Below are 23458 nucleotides of genomic sequence, written 5' to 3'. Positions count from 1 at the left end.
CCATGACCGCAGCCGCTACCAGCGCCCGGCTCTCCGCCGTCCGGGTCGTCGGCGGACTGCTGCCGAACGACGTGGTCACAGCCGTGCTGGCCGGCACTGTCGGCGGCCTCAGGAGCAACGACTACCACCTCGGATCCGAGACACCTCGAGAAGCCGCCGCCCGTGCCTGGACCCATCTCCTCGCCACCTACCGGCGCTTCCGCGACGACCTCGCCACGCTCCCCGCAGGCGACCCGGCCGTTGCTCTCACCCGGGAGCGTTGGCTCAGTCAGGTCCTGGCCGACCTCGGCTACGGCCGGGTCCCGGCCACCCCGGCCGGTGGCCTCAGCGTCGGCGAGGGCGCGGCGGCCAAGTCCTACCCGGTCAGCCACCTGTGGGGCAGGACCCCGATCCACCAGCTCGGGTGGGGCGTTCCCCTCGACACGCGTAGTGCGGGTGTCGCTGGCGCCGCCCGCGCTCCGCACGCGATGTTGCAGGAGCTGCTCAACCGCACCGACGACTACCTCTGGGCGATCCTCACCAACGGGCGCACCCTGCGGCTCCTGCGCGACTCCACCACCCTGACCGGGTTCGCCTACGTCGAGTTCGACCTCGAGACCATGTTCGACGGCGAGCTCTTCTCAGAGTTCGCGCTGCTCTACCTCCTCGTCCACCAGTCTCGCGTCGAGGTCGCCGACGACGCCGCACCGAGTTCCTGCTGGCTCGAGCGGTGGCGCACCACCGCCATCGGCCAGGGTGTACGCGCGCTCACGCTGCTGCGCGACGGCGTCGAGACCGCCCTGGAGACCCTGGGCACGGGGTTCCTACAGCACCCGGCGAACTCCGCGCTGCGCGGAAAGATCGCGGACGGCACCGTACGCCTCGCCGACGTCCACGCGGCGCTCCTTCGCACCGTCTACCGGCTCCTGTTCTGGGCCGTAGCCGAGGACCGCGACGCGCTGCTCGCGCCGGACGCCACCGCCGAGCAGCGGACCCGCTACCAGGGCTACTACTCCTCGGCCCGCCTGCGCGACTTGGCACTCAAGCGCCACGGCAGCGGACACGACGACCTCTGGCAGTCAGCCACGTTCGTCCTCGACGCCCTCGGCCGATCCGGGGGAGAGCCCCGCCTCGGGCTGCCGGGCCTCGGCGGGCTCTTCAGCACCACCGCCGCCGACGTGCTCGCCGACTGCCGTTTGCCCAACACCGCGCTGCTCTCGGCAGTCAGGTCGTTGTCCGTCGTGCAGCCCAAGGGGGAGCCTCGACGGACGGTTGACTTCGCCCACCTGGGCGCCGAGGAGCTCGGCTCCGTCTACGAGTCACTTCTCGAGCTCGTGCCGCGCTACGACCCGGTCAGCCACGCGTTCAGTCTGGAAACACTGGCCGGCAACGACCGGAAGACCTCCGGCAGCTACTACACCCCCTCCGAGCTGGTCGAGCTCGTCCTCGACACTGCGCTCGACCCCGTGCTCGACGACGTCGAGAAGCGCACCCGGACGCCAGAGGAGCGGGCCGAGGCCCTGGTCGAGCTCAAGGTCTGTGACCCCGCCGTCGGGTCGGCACACTTCCTCGTCGCAGCCGCCCGCCGGATCGCCCTACGCCTCGCCGTGGCCCGCACCGGAGAGCTCGACCCCACCCCCACCGACTACTCGGATGCCCTCCACGACGTCGTCGGCAGCTGCCTCTACGGCGTCGACATCAACCCCATGGCCGCCGACCTCGCCAAGGTCAGCCTGTGGCTCACCGCCATGACCCCCGGCAAGCCCTTGTCCTTCCTCGACCACCACATCAAGGTCGGCAACGCCCTCCTCGGCGCCACCCCGGCCCTGCTCCGCGACGGCGTCCCCGACGCCGCCTTCACCGCCCTCACCGGCGATGACAAGAGCGAAGTCACCCGGTGGAAGAAAGCCAACAAGGCCGAACGCGCCAACCGCGGCGGCGACGACCTCTTCAGCGACACCGCAGCCGACCTCGACCCGACCCACGCCCGCACCATCACCACCGAGGTCGACCGGGCCCTCCGAACCGCCACATCACTCGACGAGGTCACTTTCGCAGCCCAGCGCTACGCCACCCTCGAAGGCGACGCTGAGACTCAACGGCACCGACTCGCCGCCGACGCCTGGTGCGCGGCCTTCCTCGGGGACAAGACTCCGACGTCGGTCCCCATCACCACCGCGGTCGTGGACGCCATCGCCGCCGGCACCGCCGACGAGACGATCATCAACGCGGTCCACGCCATCGCCGCCAGACACCGTCTGTTCCATTGGCACCTCGAGTTCCCCGAGGTCTTCCGCATCCCGGGCGACGGCCCTGCCGGCGACACCTACGGCTGGACGGGCGGCTTTTCGGCTTCGCTCGGCAACCCCCCTTGGGAGCGGGTGAAGCTCCAGGAGCAGGAGTTCTTCGCCACCCGCGCCGACGACATCGCCAACGCCAGGAACGCTGCCGCCCGCAAGAAAGCCATCGCCGCGCTCGAGGACAGCGAACGCCACGCCCTCTTCGTCGAGTTCAACGACGCGAAGCGTCGCTCCGAGGCCGAGAGCCACTTCCTCCGCACGAGCGGCCGCTACCCGCTCACCGGAGTCGGCGACGTCAACACCTACCAGGTCTTCGCCGAGCACTTCCGGGCATCGCTCTCCACCCATGGACGCAGTGGCGTCATCACGCCGACTGGCCTTGCGACGGACGCCACAACGGCGCCCTTCTTCGCCGACACTCTGGCGAAGGGTCGACTGGTGGCGTTTCTGGACTTCGTGACCGGGCCGGAAGTCTGGAGCGGCATCGGCCACAATCGCTTCCGCTTCGCCATCTCGTGCATGACCGGAGGCGAGCGCTCAGTGGAAGCCAAGCTGTCCTTCTACAAGCGACACCCTCGCGAGGTCGCTGTACCCGGGGCCACTTACGCGCTGTCAGCCGAGGAGCTGCTCCTGCTCAACCCGAACACCGGGACACTGCCCATTTTCGCGAACCGGATCGATGCTGAGATCACTCTGGGCTGTTACCGACGGCACCCGGTGCTTGTGAGGGACGGCGGCGCAAACCCCTGGAGCCTGACCTTCGTTCGCCTCTTCGACATGGCGAACGACTCCAACCTCTTCATGGCGCCGGACGATCTGGAAAACGCCGGCGCGATCTACGACGGCTGGTCCTGGAGGGCGCCAGACCGGTCCTGGCTGCCCCTGTACGAGGCAAAGATGCTCACCCACTGGAACAACCGGCTCGCTGGGTACGCAAACCTGCCTGAAGGGTTCCTCGGAACGTCCATACCGCGTCTGACGGTCGACGAGCTCGATGATCCAGATGCTGATGTGCTGGCTCGGTACTGGGTCGAGAAGGACGTCGTTCTAGGCGCCGTGCCGGGGTGGTGGGAGCGGGACTGGCTGTTCGGGTGGCGCGACATCGCCCGCGCAGACGACGCCCGCACATTCGTCCCAAGCGCGTTGCCGCTCTCGGCAGTCGGCGACAAGTTCCTGTTGGCGTTCCCACTGGAGCCAAAGCACGCACCACTGCTTCAGTCCGTCTGGTCGTCGATGGCGTTCGACTTCGTGTCTCGGCAGAAGATCAGCGGAACTGGAATGAAGTACTTCTTGGTCAAACAACTGGCGTGCCCAACCCCGGCAACTTTCGACGAACTCGTTCCATGGGCGAGCACGACTCTCGCGGAGTTCGTACGCCCTCGCGTGCTGGAGCTGACCTACACCAACCACCGGATGGCCGGGTACGCCCTCGACGTTCTAGCCCTGCCTGCCGGGTCCGCCGTTGGTGGGCCGTTCCGTTGGCTCCCGGAACGCCGCGCCCAACTCGTCGCCGAGCTCGATGCCGCAATGATGCACGTCTACGGCCTGTCCCGTGCCGAGGCCGAACACGTCCTCGACTCGTTCCCCATCGTTCGTCGCAACGAGGAGCGCGCCGCGGGGGAGTACCGCACAAAGCGGCTGGTCCTGGACGCCTACAACGCCCTCGCCGGTGCGGCCGCCACCGGCGTCCCGTTCGCCTCTCCGCTCGACCCGCCGCCCGGCGACGGCCCACGACACCCGGAGCGTGACCGATGACCAGTGATCCCAGCGACGCAGCCGAAGCGGCACCTGACACCGACCTGAAGCCGGATGTCGACTGGCCTGCGCGCTATCGCCTGCGTCTGCGCGAAGCGATGGTCGTGCTCGCTGAGCAGGACGAGCCGACCGCGGACGTCTTCACGCCGGCCGCTGAGCGAGTACCGCTCACGGCCTACGACGCCAGCCTCACCAAGAGCGGCAAGGGCCGCGCCTCGATCAACCTCGGGTGGAACCTCACCACCATCATCGAGCACGCCGGCTGGCTCCATGCCACGAGTGAGGGCGGCTATCGGCTGACCCGGGAGGGCCGCGCGGCACTCGAGAGGCTCCGTGACCCTCAGGAGCTCTACGACGAGGCCAACACCAGCTACTCCACCTGGGACGAGGTCCGCAAAGCAGCGCTCGACGAGCCGACGGCGGATCCCAGCACGGACATCCTGCACACCGGAAGCGGCCACGCGCGCCTAGCCGTCGAGCCGGTGCTCGAGGCGTGGCGCACCGGAGGATCGGCGTTCGTGCCAAACGGGGCCGTCTGGACCGAGCCGAGCGCACGCGAGCTCGCGGCGTACCTGGCCTCGACGCCGTCGACGGCGCAGATCACGGCGACGATGCCGGGGCTGGAGTCGCTCTCGGCACGCGTGTTGGCGTCGGAGGCTCTGGTGCTGCTGGTCGGCCCGCTCAGCGACATGGTGGGGAGCACGAAGCGCAGCCGGGTCCGCAACCCGCTCGTGCCACCGGTCGACCCACCCGGCCTGCCGTGGGAGCTGTCCGCTCACCTCGAGCAGGGCTTCGTCCACGGAGGACAGGCCCTGATCGCCACGCCCATGGCGATGCTCGCCTCCTTCGTCGACATTCTGGTGGCATGGTTCGAGCGGCCCGTGGAGGAGCGCGCGGCAGCCTGGGATGACCCTTGGCTCTTCCGCGACCTCGTCACGTCTCCCTCGGGCGTCGACGGGCGCGTCGCGGCGCTGCTGTGCGTCGTCGTGCACCCGGGGTCGTTCACCACGATCCTGCGGCCGGCCGACCGGGCGGCGATCGTCGAGGCTCTCGCCACGGACGCCGACCAGGTGACCGGTGACGTCGAGAAGGACCTGAAGACCATCACGCTGCGCCTGCAGGGCGAGTCTGGCGGGGCGCCGGTGCGCTACGACCAGGCGCCGCTGGTGCAGGCCTGGAGCGACGCCGAGGGGGGCCGAGCGTGGTTGGTCCGCGGCGAGGTGGACCAGCAGAACCGCGTGCCCACCTGGATGCGGCAGGCGATCGTGTCGATCACCGTCGGGAAGCTGACCCAGCTGCCGAAGGAGCTGACGCAGAAGTCGCTGAGCGACCTGGTCGACGAGCACTACGGCGACCTTCAGGTGGTAAAGCGGGAAGCGAAGAAGCGGGACGTCCTCTCCTTCGCCCTCGGCATGACCGACGGCGACCTCGTCGCGACCGTCGATGGTGGCGCGCTCCGGCTGGGGGTTGTGCAGGACGAGCCCGCGCGGCTGCAGTCGATCGGCGGCATGACACTGCTGACCCGGGCGGTGACGTGGTATCCGGACCTCGCACCCGAGGTGAAGTCCCTTCCAGCGAGCATCCGTACCCGGGTGAGGTTCAAGGGCGAGGACGTGCTGGACCTCACCGACCTCGCGAGCGCCCTTGCCGACCTACGCCCCGAGGACGAGGAGCCCGAACGCCCGGAGGATCTGGGGGATCAGGACGACCTGGCGATGCCGAAGAGCGCCGAGCCCGAACAGACCGATGTAACGCCAGAAGTCGTCGAGCCGGCAGTCCTGACGTGTGACGAGGCGGCGCTGGCGGCGCAGCTCCACCATGCGGACGCGTCATGGATCTCCGAGCTGCTGATCAGCATCAACGAGCGGCGGCAGGTAGTGCTGGAGGGCCCACCCGGGACGGGGAAGACCTTCCTCGTGCAGGCGCTGCTGGAGGCCTGCGGGCTCACGGAGGCGCAGTCGGCGCTGGTCCAGTTTCACCCCACCTACTCCTACGAGGACTTCGTGGAGGGCTTCCGTCCGGTGGAGACGACAGACGGCGGCGGCGCGTCCCTGACAGTGACGCCCGGGCCGCTGAAGCGGATCGCGGAGGAGGCGCGCAACGCGCCCAGCAAGCCGTTCGTGCTGGTAATCGACGAGATCAACCGTGCCAACATCGCCAAGGTGTTCGGCGAGCTGTACTTCCTGCTGGAGTACCGCGGCTCCGAGGTCGAGCTCCTCTACAGCGCGGGAGAGCGGTTCGCGCTGCCGCCGAACCTGTTCGTCATCGGCACGATGAACACCGCTGACCGCTCCATCGCCCTCCTAGACGCGGCGATGCGGCGTCGGTTCGTGTTCTTGTCAATGGGGTCCGAGGAGCCTGCGCTCTCGGGCATGCTGCGCCGCTGGTGCCTTGCAAGCAACCGGCCGCCCGCACTGGCAGACCTCCGCGACCGGCTCAACGCCGAGATGGAGAAGCGCGGCTTGGACGCGGCGCTAGCTTTCGGCCCGTCGTACTTCATGCGGGACGGAGTCGAGACCCCGGCGGCGCTCGGCCGCTTGTGGAGGCGCGAGCTCCGTCCGATGCTGGTCGAGCACCACTACGGCAAGCACCAACAGGTCGACGCGTGGTACCCGTTCCCGGCGTGGGTCCGCGAGCTGGGGCTCGGCGCCCCCACGGCCGATGCGGAGCAGGTTGACGACGCGATGGTGGGCGACGCCGGTGCCGGCACGCAGTGACCTGGAGCGGCTGTCCGAGGGACAGACGCTGTACCCGGTCGACCTCACCACAGCCGAGGCCGCAGCGCTGAACACCTCGCAGCTGGTGAAGGCGATCCCGGATGAGCTCGGGTGGAGAGTCACCGCCGAGTACTGGGTCGGTGCGGTGGCCCGCGGCGACCTCGTTGTGCGGGTCGCGCCCAAGATCGGGGCGGTCCAGGTGCTGCGGCTTCTTGCCATGGCGGACGGCGCCTCCGACCTGACGGTCGACGATCAGCGGGTCGCGGTTGCGGACGATGCCGACTTGTCCGCTGTACTGGCACGCATGTTCGTCCTCGAGGCCGAGCACGCGCTCGCGGCAGGTCCGCTGCGCGGTTACCGGACCGAGGACCAGACGCTGCCGGTGCTACGCGGAAGGTTGCGGCTGCGGGACCAGTACCTGCGGCGGTTCGGGCAGCTGAGTCCGCTCGAGGTCACGGTGGACGAGTGGACGGTCGACACGGCGGAGAACCGCCTCATCCGATCGGCCGCACTCGCCCTGCTCGCTCTGCCCGGCCTGGTGCCCGGGGTGGAAGCTGATCTGCGTCGGCTGGACCGGATGTTGGTCGAGGCCGATCGTCTGGTACCCGGTGCTGCGCTGCCGGCATGGCAGCCGACGCGTCTGAATGCACGGTTGCACGCCCTGCTCGGGTTGTCCGAGCTGACGCTGCGACACCTGAGCGTCGAGAGTAGGGCGGGGGCCACCGTCGTCCACGGCTTCCGCGTGAACATGGCTCACCTGTTCGAGCGGCTAGTGGCTCGGCTGCTGGCCGACGTGGACCCGGCGTGGTCGGCCCAGGTCACTTTGCCGCTCGACCAGTTGGAGACGCTCGTGATCCGCCCGGACCTGGTGCGTGACGACGGCACTGGGCGGAGCGGCGTCGCGGACACCAAGTACAAGGTCCTTGACGACGCCGGCAAGGTCTCGAACGCCGACATCTACCAGCTCGTCACCTACTGCGCCCGTCTCGGCCTCACCGCCGGACACCTGATCTACGCCGACGGCGGAACTGCTCCTCCGCCATACGAGGTGACAGGCACCGACGCCGCGATCGCGGTCCACCGGATCGACCTCACCGCTTCACCCGACGCCTTGCGGGCCAAGGTGTCGGAGCTGGCAGCAAGACTGACACCGACAACAACCGGCACGGCACTGAAAATGGTGGAGAGCGCGTGAGCGACGACGAGACTCCGGACGCCGTCGAGATCCAACTGGTGGCCGACGACCACGGCCTAGCGGTACTCGGGGAGCCCAGCGCCGTCGAGCAGTTCCTCGCCTCAGAAGGGCTGGTTGCCGTAGGACCGGCGTCAACCGGCCTGGGCGTCGGACGCCTCCGTGGCCTAACGCGGACCGGCTCCGTGACGGCCCAGGCTGGGTCGGACATCGCCGCGAACTCGGGACGCTGGGTGAAGCTCAGCGAGGAGTCAGCCAAGGCCGTGAAGAAGTACGGGCTTCGGGAAAGCTCGAAGAGCGGCCTGTCGACCGGCGTGGTCAAGGGGGACAAGGGGCAGATCAAGGGCTTCGTCGAGTTCGTCCGCGGGCCCGGGACCGGTCTCACCAACCCCGCCATGCTCGCCGGCGCAGCCGGCATCATGGCGCAGCTGGCCATGCAGCAGACGATGGACGAGATCACCGACTACCTCGAGCGCATCGACGCCAAGCTCGACGACGTTCTGCGTGCGCAGAAGGACTCCGTGGTCTCGCGGCTGACCGGCGCGGGGATGGCGATCGACGAAGCCATGACGGTCAGTCGCGCCCGGGGCAAGGTCGACGAGGTGACCTGGTCGAAGGTGCAGAACCTTTCCACCACCATCGCCGAGGTCCAGGGTTATGCACTGGCACAGCTCGACGCGCTGGCCGACAAGCTTGAGTCCGCCGGCAAGGTGTCGGACATCGCGAGCGCGACCGGTGCCGCTGCGTCGGTGACCCAGGAGTGGCTGGCGGTGCTGGCGCGCACCTTCCAGCTGCAGGAGGGTCTCGACGTCCTCGAGCTCGACCGCGTGCTCGACGCATCGCCGGATGAGGTCGATGACCACCGCCGGGGGCTGGAGGAGGCCCGTCGCAAGCGCCTCACCGACATCGGCGTAGCCACCGAGAGACTGCTCGTGCGGATCGTCGCGGCCGCTGGCACCGCCAACGAGAAGGTCTTGCTGCATCCCGCCGCGTCACCCAAGACGGTGCGCGCGAGCGAACGGGTCAGCGGCACCATCCTCGACTTCCACGGACTGCTCGGACTGCAGACGACCCGCGAGGACGTGGAAGTCCGCCGGTGGTCATCCGCGGCCGGGGACATCCGAGACCGGGCACTCGAGACCGGCGGGCACGGCGTCGGGGCGATCCGGCGCGGAGGAGGCGCGGCCGCCACGCGTGTCCGTGAAGGCGCAGGTGGTGCGCGTCGATCGGTGCAGGCGCTGCCCAGCCGCGTAAGGCCCGGTCGTGGCCGACGGGCTGACGGTGCCGAGAACGCTCAAGAGTGACGTCGCGCTCCTAACCGGCGGAACTTTGTAGCGGATCGAGACCAGCCTGCAGCCACCTTCAAGGGCCCCAGTACACGTAGTCCATCGAAAGAAGGAAAGACTCACCGTGCAGCAGACCAACCGCGTGAACGCCGTACAAAGGCTAGCGGGAGCTATGGGTATCGCGTCATGGAAGACTCGGGCCACGCTCAAGGAATACGCCCTCGCTTCTGACGCAGCGGGAAGGATCCTTGAAAAGAAGGGGGCGGGGGTCGCAACAGCTGTACCTAGCAGGTGGTCAGTCAACGAGGTCGGTGTCACCGACGGTTCGATGACTAGCCTTTGGAGGCATGCGCAGGTCGGGTCGACCTACGCCATCACCTCGCAGGCCGAGTCGCAGGTGCTGGGCGGCGACCTGGCGATCGTTGATGGCGCCGACAGCTTGCGGATCTACCAGGCCAAGCTGGTCGAACGAGTGGACACGGCGACGAACGAGTACGTGCTGAAGTCCCCGTTGACGCACGCGCACACATTTCTGCTGCACACCGGTACCTTCGACTGGGACGGGCGCACATTCAAGAAGCGAGGCTTCCTCGCGCTTTACCAGCAAGACCTCGGCCTTATCCCCGGCACTAGAACTCCGACTCGTTCCGTTTGGTGGGCGGCGACGGCAACTTCGGTGAACGCACCACCGCTGGGTGCGGTGTACTACTGGGACATGATGGGCGGGACGCAGAGGAACCCAGCTCGCATGGCCTCCGCGCGAGGAATCATGGCAGCCCCGATTCCTCCGTTGCCGGCGCCGAAGAAGGTCGACCGAGTCCCCTTATTGGACAGTTGGCCCTGGGAGTTTTTCGTAGCAAACGTCTGGACCGGACCGTCTGCCGGTGGAGACAGCGACGACGCAAGCCCGCGCAGTTCCCAGCGTTATTTCGAAGGAGCTCCGTCTCCGCTCGTCGTGTCCACCGGTGACGCGGTCCTCTCTAGCGACCAGCGAGCTGACTTCGCCGCCCGGCTCTTCGACGACCTCTATCGGGACCAGCCGGCGTCACTTACCGTCGCCTTCGTATGAGATGTCGCCTCTCGGGTGGTACCCGTGTTCAACCCTCCACAACTGGGGCCTCACATTGGGTGAAATTGCGAGGCACTCACTTTCTCTGTGGTGGCGGTCGCTATGAGAGGACCGCTCGCGGGCCCCTGTAGGAGCGGTTTGCGTGCTCGTCTGGAACTCGGCTAGGAGTCGCGGTCGTAGACAACGATTCGGGCATGGCGGACGATCGCGCGGATGAAGCCTTCCCCGCGTTGCATCAACGAGTGCTCAAACCGGTGATTCGAGCCATCGGGGCCGAGGGAAAGAGGTCGACCGCGCACGCGAGGGTGTCAGTCGAAAGCGGCCGTCGCCTGGTTGTTGGCATCGTCACCGCTCCGGTAGTAGCGGTTCTGGACCGTGGCGATGTTGGTCCAGCCGCCGGCGGCCATGAGGGCGCTTTCGGACAGCTTCTTCTGGTCGACGCAGATGCGGGCGAATCGGTGGCGCAGGGAGTGCCAGGTCAGGCGAGCGTCGCGACGGCGCGAGACCCGTTCGACGAACTTCTCACCGTCCCACTGGTGCCAGGTGTCCTCGTAGACGTCGATCGGCCACCCCGCCTTCTCCATGGCGGGCAGGAGGTGGTCGGCGTTGAAGGAGGTGTGCCAGAGCATGCCTCCGTTCTCGGCAGGGAAGAGCAGAGCCTCGGGGTTGGTGCCTGCGGCCTGCTCGTGTCGCGCCTGGTCGACGCGTTTGCGCATCTCGTCACGGAGGGGGTAGCCGGTGAAGGATTCGCGGGCCAAGGGGATGCGCCGCACGCTGTTGCCCTTGGGCAGGCACCTGCGGTCCTCGTCGGCCTTCCCGTTGGGGTTGATCTGCCAGTGGATGTGGATGTGCGCGGACGGGTCCTCGTCGCAGCCGTCGGGGTGAGCGTCGTCGGCCGTGAGCTGGAACTGCTCGCCCCACCGGGGGCCACCGTTCGCCGCGAGCTCGGGGGCCATGGCACCCCAGAGCGGGAAGCTGTCGGCCAGAGCCGAGCCGAGTGCCCGGACCTGGACCGCGCTCGGGGCGTCCTCGTCGCGGACGAACATGTACGCGTCGCCGCTGTGCCGCGAGCGGGCAGGGGAGTCAGCCCTCTCCACGATGCGTGACACCCTCGACAAGGCGGGGTCGGGGGCGAGCGCGCCTCGCGGCAGGACCTCCGCCTGCCGGTACGAGATGTACTTGCGCTTGCCCGCCCAGGTGAGGAAGGCGCGCATCGCGGAGGTGTTCTGCCGCACCATGTTGTAGGTCCCGCCCTGTGCGCGCATCGTGTCGATCACCTGGCGCTCCAGGTCGATGTCCATGCAGCGCAGGCCCGCGTGCCCGTACAAGCAGCGGTTGAGAGCCTTGCGCATGTTGTTGCGCTGGGCGGGCTTCCACAGCTCGGGCTTGTTGGTGCGCTTGTGCGGGTAGGGGCTGCGTCCCTCTGTGATCAAGAGGTCGACCGCGTCGCGGAGAGAGGTCATCGCGAGGGGGCCGACGGCCAGGTCGAGGCGGGCGTTGATCTGAGTGGCCTTGGCTCGTGCGGTCTGCATGGTCGGCCCGCCGCTCGTGTCGCCCCGGGTGCCGTCGGGCTCCGTCCACTTGAGCCGAAAGTAGCCCTTGGAGCAGCGATCGAAGATGTTGACCTTGCCGATGCTCTCGAGCGGGAGGGTGCGCTTCTGGGTCTGTGTCATGGACCGACCGGTCCGGCGCGAGCCAAAGCCGCGCAATCGCTGCGCGCCCGCGTGCCAGAAGTTCTGACGCGATGCCCACCCCGTGTCAGTTCGCCGGCTCAGCCCTACTCGAACAGCGCCAGCCCACGCGCGGTGTGCTCGCGGCCAGTCCGGTAGTACCGGTGCAGCACGGTCAGCTCGTTCTCCCATCCGCCCAGTGCCATCAGGACGCCGGGATCGGCGCCGTAGACGTCGATGGCGACCCGGGCGAACCGGTGTCGGAGGGAGTGCCAGGGCATCACAGCCAGAGTCCGGGTCCGGGTCCGGCGGGCGTAGCTCCCCGTCCGCGCGTCCCAGACGTCCCGCTCCTCCTCCCAGACGCGCAGCGGCCAACCGGCCTCTTGCATGGCGGGTCTTAGCACGTCGGCCTCGAACGCCGAGTGCCACCACATGCCGCCGCGCGGTGCCGGGAACAGCAGGGCGTCGGGGTTGGCGCCGGAATGCTGCTCAGCCAGCGCTGCGGTGAGTCGAGCAGCGACCATCGCCTTTAACGGAGTGCCGGTGAACGACTCAGTCGCCAGAGGCGCGATGCGGGTCTTGTCGCCCTTCGGTCGGGCGCGCCGTCCGTTCGGGCAGTCCGCGGGCGCGCCCGGGTCGACGGCCCAGTCGATGTGGAAGTGCGACTGCTCGGCTTCGTTGCACCCGTCGAGGTGGACGTCGGGGGCGCGCAGCTGGAACTGCTCACCCCAGCGCGGCCCGAAGTTCGCTGCGAGCTCCGGCGCCAGGGCACCCCACGTGCCCACGACCCGCTCGAGCGCGGCGGAGAGCGCTCGGACCTGGCCAGCGGACGGGGCGTCCTCCTCGTGGACGTAGTCGTCGGCCTGCCCCACGCGACGGGCCCGGGTCCGTCGTGTCGGTGCCTGGGTGCCCTTTACCGCTGGTGCCGGCATGACGACCCGCGGCGGGAGCAGCTCGGCCTGGGTGATGGTGAAGAAGCTGGGGGAGTGGCGGTACCCCCACAGCAGGAACGACCGCAGCGCCGTGGTGTTGATCCGCACCATGTGTGGTGTTCCCGCTTGAGCGCGCATCCGGTCGAGCACCTCGCGGGTGACGTCCATCACTGCGACGTGTGCGTGTCCGCGCAAGGCACGACCCAGGTTGTCCTCGATCTAAGTGCGGGTCGATCGCTTCCACGGACGGCCGGTGTAAGGGCTGCGTCCCTCGTCGAGGTATCTCGTGAAGAGCTCGTCCAGTGTGGCGGCGGCTTGGGGACCGGCCGCCCGGGCGAGCCCGGCGGCGATGTCGGCCGCCTTGGCCCGTGCAGCGTCGAGGTCGCGCCCGCCCGAGGTGTCCGCGCGTCTACCGTCGAGGCCGGTCCACCGCAGCCTGAAGTAGCCGCCGGGGCTGGCGGGGGCGAACACGGCGACCTCGCCGACCACCTCCACGGGGCGGCTCCGCGGTCCACCGCGGCCGCTCACGAATGCCGCCCGGTACGCAGGCGCGCCAAAGCCCCCGCCCGTGGGCCGCCAGATCCTCGGGGGAATCCGGGGGAAACCCGGGCAGGGGCTTCGCGTTTGTGCAGGTCAGGGCCGGTAAGACCCCTGTGGCTCAGATGTCGTAGTAGAGCTCGAACTCGTGCGGGTGCGGCCGCAGCTGCACCGGGGCGATCTCCTGGGTCCGCTTGAAGTGGATCCACGTCTCGATCAGGTCGTCGGTGAAGACACCGCCGGCCGTCAGGTAGTCGTGGTCCGCCTCGAGGGCGTCCAGCACGGCACCCAGGGAGGTCGGCACCTGGTCGATGTCGGCCATCTCGTCCGGCGGCAGCTCGTAGATGTCCTTGTCGATCGGGTCGGCCGGCTCGATCTTGTTCTGCACGCCGTCGAGGCCGGCGAGCATGAGCGCGGCGAAGGCGAGGTAGGGGTTCGCCGACGGGTCGGGGAAGCGGGTCTCGACGCGCTTGGCCTTGGGGTTGGCACCGGTGATCGGGATGCGGACCGAGGCGGAGCGGTTGCGCGAGGAGTAGACCAGGGAGATCGGCGCCTCGAAGCCCGGCACCAGGCGGTGGTAGGAGTTCACCGTCGGGTTGGTGAACGCCAGCAGCGACGGCGCGTGCGCCAGGATGCCGCCGATGTACCAGCGGGCGGTGTCGGACAGGCCGGCGTAGCCGGTCTCGTCGAAGAACAGCGGCTCGCCGTCCTTCCACAGCGACTGGTGGACGTGCATCCCGGAGCCGTTGTCGCCGAAGATCGGCTTGGGCATGAACGTGACCGACTTGCCCTGCTCCCAAGCGGTGTTCTTGATGAGGTACTTGAACTTCATCACGTCGTCGGCGGCCTTGAGCAGCGTGTCGAAGCGGTAGTTGATCTCCGCCTGGCCGGCCGTGCCGACCTCGTGGTGGGCACGCTCGACGAGCAGGCCGCACGCCTCGAGGTTCTTGACCATGTCGGCGCGCAGGTCGCTGTAATGGTCGTAGGGCTCGACGGGGAAGTAGCCGCCCTTGAGCCGGGTCTTGTAGCCCTTGTTGTCGCCGTCGTCCTTGCCGGAGTTCCACCAGCCCTCGACGGAGTCGATGTGGTAGTAGCCCTCGTTGACGCCGGTGCTGTAGCGGACGCTGTCGAAGATGTAGAACTCGGCCTCGGGGGCGAAGTACGCCGTGTCGGCGATGCCGGTCGAGTCGAGGTAGGCCAGCGCCTTGCGCGCGATGTTGCGCGGGTCGCGGCTGTAGGCCTCGCCGGTGATCGGGTCGTGGATGAAGAAGTTGACGTTCAGCGTCTTGGACTTGCGGAACGGGTCGACGTACGCCGTGGTCGGGTCGGGGAAGAGCGACATGTCCGACTCGTTGATCGCCTGGAAGCCGCGGATGGAGGAGCCGTCGAAGCCGAGGCCGTCGTCGAACACGCTCTGGTCGAACGAGGACACCGGGACCGTGAAGTGCTGCATCACACCCGGCAGGTCGCAGAAGCGGACGTCGACCATCTCGACGCCCTCGTCCTTGATGAACTTCAAGAGCTCATCGGAGTTGTTGAACATTCGGAGATCCTCCTTGACGGCGGCGAGCGCACGTCGAGTTGCAGCGTCACGGAACGGGGCCTCGTTGCACCGTGCCGCCACGCTAGGCGGGAGCAGTTTCCTGACCGTATCCCGATTGTTTCGGCCGTGTTACAAGTGCCCGGTCGGTGGCCGCCGTACGGACCCCACCTAGGCTGGGAGCGTGTCGAGCGTCGTAACACCGGAGCTGCGGTCCGCCACCTGGGGCCGGCGGGTCCTCGCGCTGTTCATCGACTGGGTGACGTGCCTCGCCATCGTCGAGGGCCTCGTCGCGACCGGGTTCCTCGGCGGCAACCCCAACGGCCTGGGCACGCTGGCGCTCTTCGTCGTCGAGTCGGCGCTGTTCACCGCCGTGACCGGCGGCTCGTTCGGCAAGCTCGCCACCCGGCTGCGCGTCATCCGCCACGACGCCCCGGGCCAGCCCGTGTCGCTGCTGCGGGCGCTGGTGCGCTCGGTGCTGATCGCGCTGCTCGTCCCGCCGCTGCTGACGTTCGACGGGCGCGGCCTGCACGACGTCGCCGCGGGGACGCGGACCGTCGCGCTCTAGGCGTGCTGGTCGGGTCAGCGGCCGCGCTGCTGCGAGCGCATCCCCTTCATGGAGGTCGGGACCGGGCCCTTGGGCAGCGGCAGCTTGCCGCGCTGGGCGTCGAGGGCCCTGAGGCGCTGGAGGATGTCGGTCATCTCGGCCGGCTTCACCGAGCGGCCGAGCTTCTGCACGTGGCGCACCAGCTTGGGCAGCGGGACCTCGCCCTCGCCCCGGCCGCAGACGACCTCGTGGATGGGCACCTCGTAGGCGACGCGCTCGTGCTTCTTGCGCTCGGTGACGAGCAGCTGCTTGACGCGGCTCTGGCTCGAGCCCTCGCCGACCAGGACGATCCCGGGCGGACCGACGACGCGGTGCACGACGTCCTGCTGCTTGGTGAAGCCGACGACCGGGTCGACCTTCCAGCCGCGGCGCAGCATCTGGAGCGCACCCGCGGCGGCGGCCGGCTGGCCCTCCATCTGGGTGTACGCCGCCTTCTGCGCACGGCGGCCGAACACCAGCAGCGTGCAGAGCAGGCCGATGAGCAGGGCGCCGACGATCGAGATGATCAGCGAGATGGTGCCCGAGCCCGGCAGCAGCCACATGACGCCGAAGCCGATGGCCGCGCCCAGGACGAAGACGCCCAGGAGGATCCAACCCAGGCGCGGGTCGCTGCGCTTGGCCATCGTGTAGGTCTGCATGATCTGCCCGCGGCGCGAGCTCGGCGTGGGTGCGGCGGTCGACATCAGGATGGCCCTGTCCAGCTAGGTGCGGTCGGTGAGGTGGAGCGGGTGGGGTCGGGACGTGCCCGACGGGGGGCGGTTCAGGCGGTCGCGGCGGCGCGCGCGTCCATGGCCTGACCGTACAGCCGTCCGGCGCGGTAGGACGAGCGGACCAGCGGACCCGACAGCGCGCCGGCGAAGCCGATCTCGTCCGCCTCGGCCTTGAGCTCGACGAACTCCTCGGGCTTGACCCAGCGCTCGACGGGGTGGTGCCGGGGGGAGGGGCGGAGGTACTGCGTGATCGTGATCAGCTCGCACCCGGCGTCGTGCAGGTCGCGCAGCGCCTGACTGACCTCCTCACGGGTCTCGCCCATGCCGAGGATCAGGTTGGACTTGGTCACCAGGCCGAAGTCGCGGGCCTGGGTGATGACGTCGAGCGAGCGGTCGTAGCGGAACGCGGGGCGGATCCGCTTGAAGATCCGCGGGACCGTCTCGACGTTGTGGGCGAGGACCTCGGGACGCGACTCGAAGACCTCGGTGAGGAGGTCCGGCTTGCCGTTGAAGTCGGGGATGAGGTTCTCCACGCCCGTGTCGGGATTGAGCTCGTGGATGGCGCGCACCGTCTCGGCGTACAGCCAGGCGCCGCCGTCGGGCAGGTCGTCGCGGGCGACGCCGGTGATGGTGGCGTAGCGCAGCTGCATCTTCTGCACGGACTCGGCCACGCGGCGCGGCTCGTCGCGGTCGAGCGGCTGGGGCTTGCCGGTGTCGATCTGGCAGAAGTCGCAACGGCGGGTGCACTGGTCGCCACCGATGAGGAAGGTGGCCTCGCGGTCCTCCCAGCACTCGAAGATGTTGGGGCAGCCGGCTTCCTGGCACACCGTGTGCAGCCCCTCGGACTTCACCAGGTTCTGCAGCGAGGTGTACTCCGGGCCCATCTTGGCCCGGGTCTTGATCCACTCCGGCTTGCGTTCGATCGGGGTCTCCGCGTTGCGGATCTCCAGTCGGAGGAGCTTGCGTCCTTCAGGTGCGGGAGCGGTGGTCACACGCCTCACTCTACGACGGCGTCCGGGCGCCCCCAACTCGCCCTGAGCCGGAGCCGGAGGCACGTCCCGGGGACGACGCCGCGCTGAGCGGCGTACGCCTCAGGCGCCCGGCCGGACCAGCTCGATGCGCGGCGCGCGGGCCGGCTCGGGACGCGGCTCGTAGTCGGGCGTGGCGTCGTAGGGCTGCCAGGCGAGGTAGGCCGACAGGTGCTCGCGCACGCTCGGCAGCACGTCGCGCACGGTGACGTCGCGCCCCAGCTCCTGCGACAGCGAGGTGACGCCGGCGTCGGCGATCCCGCACGGCACGAACCGGTCGTACCAGCCGAGGTCGACGTCGCAGTTGAGCGCGAAGCCGTGCATCGTCACGCCGCGGCTGACCCGGATGCCGATGGCGGCGATCTTGCGCTCCGGGCCGCGGTCGTCGGCCCGCAGCCACACCCCGCTGCGCCCCGGCACGCGCGCCGTGGTGACCCCGAGGTCGGCGCACACCGCGATCAGCGCCTCCTCGACGCGACGGACGTAGTCGACGACCTTGACGTGGTCGGGCAGCCGGACGATCGGGTAGCCGACCAGCTGGCCGGGGCCGTGGAAGGTGATCTTGCCGCCACGGTCGACGTCGATGACGTCCGCGCCGCCCGGGTCGAGCGGCCGCTCGTGGGGGTCGGTGCGCTTGCCGGCCGTGAAGACCGGCGGGTGCTCGAGGAGCAGGACCGTGTCGGGGCGGCTGCCGGCGACGACGGCCTCGTGCACGTGGCGCTGGGCGTCCCAGGCGGCGAGGTAGTCGACGGCGTCGTCGCCGAGGCCGGCGATCTCGTAGTCCAGCGGCATGCCGCGAGCCTACGCCGCTGGCCTCGGCCGCCGGGTGGGGGACACGTGTCCGAGACGTTGCCCTCGTACGCCCGGCGCGGGAGCGGCTTCTCGGACACGTGTCCGGGACATGGCCCTCGTACGGCCGGCGCGGGGGCGGCTTCGCGGACACGTGTCCGGGACATGGCCGTCGTACGGCCGGCGCGGGGGCGGCTTTTCGGACACGTGTCCCCGTCACCCGCACCCCGAGCGGCCTGTGGATGACGCCTGCAGCAGGATCGGGGATCCGCCACGCTGGACAGGTGGACCCCCGACGCCTCCTGCCCGTCCTCGCGGCGCTGGCCTCGGCCTGCGTGGCGGCGACGCTGGTCGTGTCGCTCGGCCGGGCCGGCGAGGACGCTCGAGGTGGCGCGTCACCCGCGGAGCGAGCGACGCAGGCGGCCGGGGCGGTGACCGACGGACCGGCCGCCATCCTGGCGCACTGGGACGCGCGGCGGGCGGAGGCGTGGGCCGCCGCGGACGCGGAGGCGCTGGCGGAGCTGTACGTCGCCGGCTCGCGCACCGGGGCGGCGGACGTGCGGCTGCTGCGCGACTACCGCGAGCGCGGGCTCACCGTCGAGGGACTGACGACCCAGCTCCTGGCCGTCGAGGTGGTGGAGCGGACGCCGGACCGGCTGGTGCTGGTGGTCACCGACCGCGTCTCGGGCGGCCGGGTGGTCGGCGCGGACACCGATGTCGTGCTTCCTGCCGACCGGGCGTCCACGCGCCGGGTGGTCCTGGTGCGGGACCACGCCGGCGGGGGAGCGGCCTGGCTCGTGGCCGAGGCGTCCGCCCGGGGCGGAGCTCAGGACAGGGCGGCGGCGAGGACCTCGCGGACGTCCTCGTCCTCGAAGTCGTAGCCCGCACGCTCGAGCGCCGCGGGGCGGGCGTTGACCGAGCCCAGCAGCTCGGGCGCCATGTCGCCGGCAGCCGCCTTCAGGACCGAGCCGGGCACCGCGAGGAACGCCTTGCGGTGCAGCGCGTGGGCGAGGGCCCGGGTGAACTCGGCGTTGGTGGGCGTACGCGGGCAGCACAGGTTGAAGGGCCCCGAGACGTCGCGCGACTCGATCAGGTAGCTCGTCGCGCCGATCCAGTCGCGCAGCGAGATCATCGGCATGTGCTGCTCGCCCGAGCCGAGGCGGGCGCCGCCACCCGCTTGGAAGAGAAGTCGGAGCTGCTTGAGCGGGGGAGCCGTGCGGTCCATCACCGGAGCCGTGCGCAGGACGCACACCCGCGAGCCTGCGGCGCGGGCCTCCTCGGCGGCCTCGTCCCACTCCCGGGCGACCCGGGTGAGGAGCGCGTCGCCGCGGCTGTCGGACTCCTCGGTGACCGGGGCGTCGCCGTGGTCGCCGTAGAAGCTGATGCCGTTGCCGGCCATGAACGCCGCCGGGCGCTCGCTCGCCGCGATGGTCCGGGCCAGCAGCCGGGTGGTCGCGACCCGCGACTCCATGACCTCCTCGGCCCACTTCCGCGAGTGCGGGTTGCCGGCGACGCTGGCGCCCGCGAGGTTGACGACGGCGTCGGCGCGGTCGACGACGGCGGCGTCGATCTGGCCGGCGGCCGGGTCCCACCGCGACTCGTGCTCGGAGGCCGGCTCACGCCGGACGAGCGCGGTCACCTCGTGCCCGTGGACCCGGAGGTGGTCGGAGAGGTGGGTGCCGAGGAAGCCCGACGCTCCGGCGATGAGGACACGCATGCCTCCACCCAACCATGTGCTCCAAGCTGGTCCGGGCGGCTCCGCGGCGTCAGCCGGCCAGGTGTGCCCAGCGCGCGGAGAGCTCGGACCACGGGCCGTCGTCGACCACACGACCGGAGTCGAGCACGACCACCCGGTCGGCCTGGGCGAGCGCGGCGGACTTGCTGGTGGCTCCGATCACCGCAGCGCCGCGGGCGCGAAGCGCGTGCCACAGCTCGATCTCCGTGCTCGCGTCGAGCGCCGACGACACGTCGTCGGCCAGCAGCACGTCGGCCTCGGCCGCGAGCGCGCGGGCCAGCGCGAGCCGCTGGACCTGGCCTCCGGAGAGGCGGACGCCGCGGTGGCCGACGAGGGCGTCCGGGCCGCCGGCCTCGGCCACGTCGCGGCCCATGCGGGCCGCCTCCAGGGCGGGCACGACCGCGCGGTCGGGGTGGTCGAGGGCGACGTTGCCGGTGAAGGTGCCCGAGAGCACGCGCGGCACCTGGGCGACGTGCGCCACGCGACCGGGCCGCAGCGTGGTCTGGGGGTCGGTGACGACCTCGCCGTTCCACCGGATCTCGCCGGTGCTGGTCACCAGCCCGGCCAGCGCGCCGAGGAGGCTGGACTTGCCCGAGCCGACCTGGCCGAGCAGCAGCACCAGCTCGCCGGCCGCCACGTCGAGGTCGACCCCCTGGACGCCGAGGGTGCCGTCGTCGTGGATCGCGTCGAGGTCACGGATGCTGAGCGAGTGCAGCGGCTCGCGCGGTGCCCGGTCGGGCGCGGGGCCGGTCCCGGCGACGAGGTCGACGCCGGGCGGCAGGTCGACGAGGTCGCCGCCGCCCGCGAGCTCGCTGGTGGCGTTCATCCAGGCGCGCACACCGGGGGCCTCGGTCACGACGGAGCCGGCCACGCGGCCGAACCAGTCGAAGCCGCTGACCGCGTTGGCGATGAGCAGCGCGGTCGCGAGCTCCCACCGGCCGGTCAGCAGGCCGGCCCACGCCGCGACGACGCCGCACTGCACCATCACGAGCGGCACGCCGTCGAGCAGCGCCTGGACGCGGTGCTCGCGGACGGCCGCGTCGACCCGGCCGCCGTCGACGTCGCGCAGGTGCTGGTGCACCTGGGGAGTCGCGGCGGCGAGCTTGACCGTGCGCACCGACTCGAGGGCCGACACGAGTGACTGCCCGAACGTCGCCCGCGCGGTGGACGCAGCGGCCGCGGACCGGCCCGCCACCCGACGGCCGAGGGTCGAGGCGAGCGCGGAGACGACCATCACCGTCAACAGGACCGCCCCGGCGACCCAGGTCTGGGCGATGAGGGCGGTGAGGGCGGCCACGATCAGGCCGTTGACGAAGTCGACCCAGCGGTCGGTGTAGCGCGCCAGCCGGTCGGCGTCCATCGTGCGGGCGACGACCTCACCGGGCGGCGTGCGGAGCAGGCGACGCTGAGAGGTCTGGCCGTGGAGCACCGCCGCACGCACCCGGAGCCGCACCTCGACCCACCAGTGGGGGTAGGTGCGGAACGCCTGGGCGAGCAGGAACGGCGCGACCACCAGCGAGGCGACCAGCGCGAGCAGGAGCAGCCCCGGGCTGTCACCGGCCTGGAGGTCGGTGACGATGTGTCCCCAGACCCAGCCCGTGATGGCGCCGAAGGCACCGGTGAGGGAGGACAGCAGGAAGAGCACGGCGCCCAGCAGCCCCCACTGCGGCTGGATGCTCACGGTGTGGAGCACCGCCCTGGCCAGGCTCGGGGTGGGCGCGAGCTGGGGCGGCGGCGGGGGAGTCGTGCTGCGGCGCACCGACCCGATCGTGGAGTCGTCGTGGTGGTGCTCCTCGACGACCGCCTCGTGGGCGGCGGCCGCGAGGAGGTCGCGGAAGGGACCCTCCTCGGCCGCGAGCCGCGCCCGGGGGCCCTGCTGGACGACACGGCCGGACTCGAGCACGGCGACCTGCTCGGCGCGCTCGGTGGTGGAGAGCCGGTGGGCGACGAGGATGCCGGTGCGTCCGGCGATCAGGCGGTCGGCGGCACGGACGACGCGGGCCTCGGTGACCGGGTCCATCCGGGCGGTCGCCTCGTCGAGGACGACGACGCTGACGTCGCGCACGAGGAGCCGGGCGAAGGCGACCAGCTGCTCCTCGCCCGCCGACAGGCTGGTGCCCCCGGGTCCGAGGACGGTGTCGAGGCCCGCGGGGAGGCCAGCGACCCAGTCGGTGAGGCCGAGCTCGGCGACCGCCGCCTCCACGGTGGCGCGGGGCGCGTCGTCGAACAGGGTGATGTTGTCGGCGAGCGTGCCGGCGAGGACCTCGGTGCGCTGCGTGACGACGCCGACGGCGGCCCGCAGCTGCTGCAGGTCGAGGTCGAGCACGTCGACGCCGCCGAGGAAGACCGAGCCGCGGGGCGGCTCGACGGCGCGGGAGAGCAGCGAGGCGAGGGTCGACTTGCCGGAGCCGGTGCGGCCCACGAGCGCGCACGTGTGGCCGGCGGTGAGCAGCAGGTCGACGTCGCGTAGCGCGAAGGTGCCGGTGCCGTAGCTGAACGCGAGGTGGCGGAACTCCACGTCGAGCGGACCGTCGGGCACGGGGAGGCCGCCGGTCGGCTCGGCCGGCGAGGCCAGCATCCCGCGCAGCCGGAGCACCGCGCCGAAGCCCTCCTGGAGGTCGGGCAGGTGGCGGGCGAGCATGTCGACGCCGCCGACGAACATCGTCGTGACGAGGAAGAGGGTCACCAGCCGCGCGGTCGACAGGTCGCCGGACAGCACCAGCGCCACGCCGACGACGCCGACCGCGGCGAGGGCGCCGTGGAGCAGGCCGCCGCTGCGGCGGGTGATGCGGACCTCGACGGCCAGCACCGCGTCGAGGGTGCGGTGGACGACGGAGGCCAGGTGAGCGTTGCGGCGCAGGACGTGGGCCTGGCCCAGCGACGTGCGGAGGTCGTCGCGGGCGGCCACGCCCTCCTCCGTGGAGGCGGCGTGGTCGGTCCAGGCGGCCTCCTCGACCACCTTCTTGAGCGCCACCTGGGGCAGCAGCTTGCGGACGACGAGGAACGTCGCGACCGCCGTCAGCGGGAAGAGGAAGACCGCCGGCCACCAGGTCAGGGACGCGACCACCCACAGCGGGCCGGAGGCCAAGAACGTGCGCGCCGCCTGCCAGACGCCCCAGCGCATCAGCTGGCCGACCTCCCAGGTGTCGTCGTCGATGCGGTCGAGCACCTCGCCGACGGCCTGCTCGGAGAGCTCGGAGAGCGGCTGGGCCATCGCGGCGTCGAGCAGGTCGGAGCGGAGCCGGCCCTCGGCCCGGTCGCAGATGCCTGCCCAGATCGTCTTGGCGACGGTGTCGATCACCGCACCGCCGACGACGCAGGCCGCGAGCAGCACGAGCAGGCCCTCGGTGGGGCTGTCGGCGAGCCGGCCGGCCACCATCGACCCGAGCGACGCGGCGACGGCGCCGAGGAGCGACATCGAGAAGCAGAGGTAGCTCAGCGGACGGCGCACGCGCCGCCAGTCGACGGGCTGGCGGTGTGCGGGGAGCCCCGACCCGGAGGTGGTCGCGTCGGTGGGGCGGGAGGCTTCGGTGATCGTCACGGTGTCTTCAGGCTAGGTGGTGGAGCCGACAGCGCGCTCCCGAATAAGGGTGGGGCCGCGCACACCACAGG

Annotated in this window: 16 protein-coding genes; 7 read left to right on the top strand and 9 right to left on the bottom strand. The window is 70.5% G+C overall.

Features of this window, described 5'->3' with window-relative positions; translation table 11 throughout:
• Positions 1 to 2 precede the first annotated feature (2 nt).
• The 5 genes from HN031_RS17770 to HN031_RS17750 all read left to right on the top strand — a co-directional run bounded on the left by HN031_RS17770 (position 3) and on the right by HN031_RS17750 (position 10298).
• Positions 3 to 4034: an N-6 DNA methylase gene (locus HN031_RS17770; RefSeq protein ID WP_172273231.1), complete on the top strand. Its 4032-nt coding sequence runs from the start codon at positions 3 to 5 to the stop codon at positions 4032 to 4034.
• Positions 4031 to 6751, top strand: coding sequence for an AAA family ATPase (locus tag HN031_RS17765; RefSeq protein WP_172273228.1), 2721 nt, complete (start codon positions 4031 to 4033; stop codon positions 6749 to 6751). The genes HN031_RS17770 and HN031_RS17765 overlap by 4 nt, the downstream gene beginning before the upstream one ends.
• On the top strand, positions 6735 to 7946 hold the full coding sequence (locus HN031_RS17760) for an McrC family protein (RefSeq protein ID WP_367650807.1): 1212 nt from the start codon (positions 6735 to 6737) through the stop codon (positions 7944 to 7946). Before HN031_RS17765 ends, HN031_RS17760 begins: the two co-directional genes overlap by 17 nt.
• Complete coding sequence (locus HN031_RS17755) at positions 7943 to 9247, top strand: hypothetical protein (protein WP_172273222.1); 1305 nt, start codon at positions 7943 to 7945, stop codon at positions 9245 to 9247. The genes HN031_RS17760 and HN031_RS17755 overlap by 4 nt, the downstream gene beginning before the upstream one ends.
• Positions 9248 to 9353: 106 nt before the next feature.
• Entirely contained in the window at positions 9354 to 10298 is a 945-nt protein-coding gene (locus HN031_RS17750) for a hypothetical protein (RefSeq protein WP_172273219.1), read from the top strand.
• A gap of 308 nt (positions 10299 to 10606) precedes the next feature.
• Here HN031_RS17750 and HN031_RS17745 read toward each other — a convergent pair whose 3' ends face one another.
• The 4 genes from HN031_RS17745 to glnA all read right to left on the bottom strand — a co-directional run bounded on the left by HN031_RS17745 (position 10607) and on the right by glnA (position 14980).
• Positions 10607 to 11971, bottom strand: coding sequence for a site-specific integrase (locus HN031_RS17745; RefSeq protein ID WP_172273216.1), 1365 nt, complete (start codon positions 11969 to 11971; stop codon positions 10607 to 10609).
• A 104-nt stretch (positions 11972 to 12075) separates the two neighbouring features.
• Positions 12076 to 13068 (bottom strand): hypothetical protein, encoded by a 993-nt coding sequence (locus HN031_RS17740; RefSeq protein ID WP_172273213.1) that lies wholly within the window; start codon positions 13066 to 13068, stop codon positions 12076 to 12078.
• A 51-nt stretch (positions 13069 to 13119) separates the two neighbouring features.
• Entirely contained in the window at positions 13120 to 13428 is a 309-nt protein-coding gene (locus tag HN031_RS17735) for a hypothetical protein (RefSeq protein ID WP_172273210.1), read from the bottom strand.
• A gap of 130 nt (positions 13429 to 13558) precedes the next feature.
• A complete protein-coding gene (gene glnA / locus HN031_RS17730) occupies positions 13559 to 14980 on the bottom strand; it encodes a type I glutamate--ammonia ligase (protein ID WP_172273207.1) in 1422 nt (473 codons plus the stop codon).
• Positions 14981 to 15161: 181 nt separating this feature from the next.
• Between glnA and HN031_RS17725 the strand changes: the two genes are divergently transcribed.
• Positions 15162 to 15545, top strand: coding sequence for an RDD family protein (locus HN031_RS17725; protein WP_172273204.1), 384 nt, complete (start codon positions 15162 to 15164; stop codon positions 15543 to 15545).
• Between the two features lie 14 nt (positions 15546 to 15559).
• Here HN031_RS17725 and HN031_RS17720 read toward each other — a convergent pair whose 3' ends face one another.
• From HN031_RS17720 to lipB, 3 genes are all read right to left on the bottom strand, one after another.
• Entirely contained in the window at positions 15560 to 16267 is a 708-nt protein-coding gene (locus HN031_RS17720) for a DUF4191 domain-containing protein (RefSeq protein WP_172273201.1), read from the bottom strand.
• 77 nt (positions 16268 to 16344) lie between these two features.
• Positions 16345 to 17286, bottom strand: a complete 942-nt coding sequence (gene lipA, locus HN031_RS17715) for a lipoyl synthase (RefSeq protein ID WP_172273198.1) — start codon at positions 17284 to 17286, stop codon at positions 16345 to 16347.
• A gap of 99 nt (positions 17287 to 17385) precedes the next feature.
• On the bottom strand, positions 17386 to 18114 hold the full coding sequence (gene lipB / locus HN031_RS17710) for a lipoyl(octanoyl) transferase LipB (RefSeq protein WP_172273195.1): 729 nt from the start codon (positions 18112 to 18114) through the stop codon (positions 17386 to 17388).
• Between the two features lie 281 nt (positions 18115 to 18395).
• Between lipB and HN031_RS17705 the strand changes: the two genes are divergently transcribed.
• Positions 18396 to 18992 carry a hypothetical protein gene (locus tag HN031_RS17705; protein ID WP_172273192.1) on the top strand — a complete coding sequence of 199 codons (597 nt, stop codon included), beginning with the start codon at positions 18396 to 18398 and terminating at the stop codon, positions 18990 to 18992.
• Here HN031_RS17705 and HN031_RS17700 read toward each other — a convergent pair.
• Together HN031_RS17700 and HN031_RS17695 are read right to left on the bottom strand one after the other, a co-directional pair.
• Positions 18938 to 19828 carry a TIGR01777 family oxidoreductase gene (locus HN031_RS17700; protein WP_172273189.1) on the bottom strand — a complete coding sequence of 297 codons (891 nt, stop codon included), beginning with the start codon at positions 19826 to 19828 and terminating at the stop codon, positions 18938 to 18940. The genes HN031_RS17705 and HN031_RS17700 overlap by 55 nt on opposite strands.
• A 49-nt stretch (positions 19829 to 19877) precedes the next feature.
• Positions 19878 to 23387: an ATP-binding cassette domain-containing protein gene (locus HN031_RS17695; protein WP_367650806.1), complete on the bottom strand. Its 3510-nt coding sequence runs from the start codon at positions 23385 to 23387 to the stop codon at positions 19878 to 19880.
• Positions 23388 to 23458: the final 71 nt, after the last annotated feature.

The sequence above is a fragment of the Nocardioides sp. zg-1308 genome (assembly GCF_013155375.1).
Taxonomy (GTDB): domain Bacteria; phylum Actinomycetota; class Actinomycetes; order Propionibacteriales; family Nocardioidaceae; genus Nocardioides; species Nocardioides renjunii.
This window is presented reverse-complemented; position numbering and strand designations above follow the sequence as displayed.